This window comes from Mesorhizobium sp. FG116 (genome assembly GCF_057809835.1).
Genome location: NZ_JBMDKS010000089.1, coordinates 1 through 2,717, shown reverse-complemented (window position 1 = coordinate 2,717; position 2,717 = coordinate 1). Strand labels below are relative to the sequence as shown.

General features: G+C 64.9%; 2 protein-coding genes. Both read left to right on the top strand.

Translation table 11 applies throughout. The features are described 5' to 3' along the window. Positions 1 to 450 precede the first annotated feature (450 nt). Positions 451 to 1,509: a phosphoadenosine phosphosulfate reductase domain-containing protein gene (locus ACODTY_RS23700; protein ID WP_488996629.1), complete on the top strand. Its 1,059-nt coding sequence runs from the start codon at positions 451 to 453 to the stop codon at positions 1,507 to 1,509. Next, positions 1,506 to 2,570: a hypothetical protein gene (locus tag ACODTY_RS23695; RefSeq protein ID WP_488996628.1), complete on the top strand. Its 1,065-nt coding sequence runs from the start codon at positions 1,506 to 1,508 to the stop codon at positions 2,568 to 2,570. Before ACODTY_RS23700 ends, ACODTY_RS23695 begins: the two co-directional genes overlap by 4 nt. The last annotated feature ends 147 nt before the right edge of the window (positions 2,571 to 2,717 follow it).

The window sequence follows — 2,717 nt, the reverse complement described above, 5'->3', positions numbered from 1 at the left end:
GCACCGACATTATCGTCCCACCCCATCCGAGCCTTCTGACCTTCTCTAGGGATTTGCCCTCAGCTCGGACTTGTCGTCGGCACTGATCTTAACTTCGGATCGCAAATCGACACAGGCGTCCCGACGTCATAGCAAACGGCGCCAGGTGAATTCACTCGAGTTCAGCCCAGACCTCGAAAACACAACCGTTCAATCCCAAAGCCCTTGCCTAAATGGCGGATACGGAGCGGCGGGGCTGCGGAGGGGAGGGGGGTCGGCGGGGAGCGGCGGGTTAGAGGCCGGAGAGAGTCCGGTCGCTCGCCACGGAGCCGCACAATGCCACAGCGATATCGTTCTGCGAGCGCGCCACGCCGTCGCGCCGTTTCCATGCGCCCGAATTCTCAGCTTGCAAGAGCACCCGCAACGCCGCGCCTGCTCCGCGCAACGCCGACTGCCAACGCACCTCATGCGTTGTCCACCATCCCGGCGATCGAGGAATTGCTGAGAAACGACGCCGCGGTCGCAATCGGCGTGTCGGGCGGCAAGGACAGCCAAGCTGCGGCTTTTACGACCTTCGAGCATCTCGACCGCATCGGGCATGCTGGTCCGCGCCTGCTCATCCACGCGGATCTCGGATCGGTGGAATGGAGGGATTCGCTGCCCACATGCGAGCGCCTTGCGTCGTTCCTGCGGGCACAGCTCGTCGTCGTCCAGCGAAAACAAGGCGGTCTGATGGAGCAGTGGGAAACCCGCTGGCGATCGAATGTCACCCGATACGAGAACCTCAACACGGTCACGCTCGTGCCCTGCTGGAGCACACCACGGATGCGCTTCTGCACCTCCGGACAGAAGACGAGCCAAATCCACTCCTACCTGAAACGCAGGTTCAAGGGCTTGCCCATCATCAGCGTCACGGGCGTGCGCCGTGAGGAGAGCCGCCAGCGCGCCCATGCCGGAATCGCCGACCAGGATAAATCGACCGGCATATGGACCTGGCGGCCGATCCTTGAGTGGTCCAACACGGACGTCTTCGCGGAGATTGACGCCAGGGACCTCGCTCCCCATCCGGCCTATCGACAATTCGGACTCTCCCGCGTCTCGTGCCGGTTCTGCATCATGTCGAGCTTGGCGGACCTCACGGCCGCAACTGCTCAGGCGGAAACCCACGACCTCTACCGCGAAATGGTCGCCCTCGAATGCCGCAGCACGTTCGCGTTCCAGGGATCGCGATGGCTCGGCGATATCGCCCCGCACCTCCTCGCCGACCGGCTCCGCGACGCCCTCACCGTGGCCAAGGAAAAAGCCCGCCGGCGTGTCGAGGCGGAGCGGCGCATCACGAAACCCACGCTCTATGTGAAGGGCTGGCCGACCCGTATGCTTTCCGACGCCGAGGCCGACACCCTTGCTGAGGTTCGCACCGAGGTCAGCGGCATGCTGGGGCTCCGCTCGCGCTGTCTTGACCGCGCCTCCATCCACGCTCGTTACGCCGAACTGATTGCAATCCGGTCCAGCAAGGGGAGGGCGGCATGAGCAACGTCGTCAAACCCCACCGATTGCTGATCCTGGCATGCTCGAACGTCAAGCGGGTCAGCGTGAGGCCGATGCCGGCGCGCGACCGGTACGACGGCCCGCTCTGGCAGACCTTGCGCCACGCCGACCCCCTGGAACAGAAGGCAAGGGTCGCATTCGTCTCGGCGCGCTGCGGGTTTCGCGCCGCCACCTCGCCGGTGGAACAATACGACTGTCTCCTCAGCGAGGAGATCGCGGGCCGTATGAAGGCCGGCGGCCTCGGCACGCGTTGGCCGCGCCCGGATATCCACCGCGGCATCATCCTGCCCCGCGAGCATGCCGGCAAGCACATCCATGCGATGACGCGCGGCGGCACAAAGCCGTTCGACGACTTCTGCTTGGTCGGCGGCGCTCTATGTCGACGTCATGCGCCATTTCGTGGCACTCTTCCGCGAGCGCGGCTACGTCACGCGCAACGCCGTCGTGGCGGAGATCTGCGCGCCGATCGGCATCATGCGCCAACGAATGGCCGCCTGGCTGAACAAGCCGGCAGGCGGTGGATCGTGACCGCGCCTCTTCGCTTTCCGACGGTCACCCTGGAAGAGATCGGACGGCCGGAACTCAATGTCTGGCTCACAGCCTGGCAACACCGCATGGGTCCGATCAGGCGGCCCTATAGCGGTTGGGCCCACGCGCTGCTTCAGGACGGGCGCCCTGTCGCCGTCGCTTCGACCGACCGGTTGATCCGCCAGCAGGCGGCCGGGCTCACGCGCAGCGAAGCCGTGGAGTTGTCACGGCTCGGCGCGTCCCGACCGGACCTCAGCCGCGCCATGCTTTGGCTGTGGCGCGTGTTCGTGTTTCCGGAGCTTGCCATCGCGCATGGGTTTCGGTGGGCGATCTCCTACCAGGACAAGGCAATGCACAAGGGCAATCTCTATAGGTTCGATGGCTGGATCGCGCTTGCTCTGTCGAACAGCGGAACCGACAGCCGATCGGGCCGCAGAGGACGGCGAAAGGTGGTCTGGGGCTGGTGCGACGACGAGGACGAACGCCGCAGCAGACCCCGCGTTTCCACGTCTTAAGCGCGTCGTCGGCCGCCCTCCTGGCAACAGGGGGGCGGTTTTCTTCGTGACGGCTTGGAGCTGGAAATCCCTTCCGGCGGCCGTTTCGGAGAACCATCATGACCGAGAACAGCAGCACCGCGTCACACCACAAGACCTATATCGAAC

Excerpts from the sequence above, each read along its gene's own strand:
- ACODTY_RS23695 (WP_488996628.1), top strand. The coding sequence starts at position 1,506 with ATGAGCAACGTCGTCAAACCCCACCGATTGCTGATCCTGGCATGCTCG.